Raw genomic sequence first — 268 nt, forward strand, 5'->3', positions numbered from 1 at the left:
GGCCGACGACTTTGCCGTACGACGGCGGCGTCATTGTGAATGTAGCCATTTAGAAGAGGCCCCCTTGGAGTTGCTGCGCGACGCGGTTGCTGCCCTTCTCGAAGGCGGCATCGGCGCGCACGTCGATGTACTGAGTGAGGTCAATGCCGCCCTTAGACGTGACAATGACGTTGACGTTGAGCGGTCCGCCCCCAGCGGATCCGCCTGCCTGCTGATTCGCGTATGACGCGATTTGGCCCGGGCCAGCACCCGAGTTGACCAGCTTGAG

General features: G+C 62.3%; 1 protein-coding gene. It reads right to left on the bottom strand.

Annotated features, from left to right (window positions below):
* Positions 1-49 precede the first annotated feature (49 nt).
* Positions 50-268 (bottom strand): hypothetical protein (locus tag SB773_RS32130; RefSeq protein WP_410594403.1); only part of this gene is annotated, 219 nt, incomplete at its 5' end.

This window comes from Bacillus sp. SIMBA_074, from assembly GCF_046534555.1.
Lineage (GTDB): Bacteria > Bacillota > Bacilli > Bacillales > Bacillaceae_G > Bacillus_A > Bacillus_A mycoides.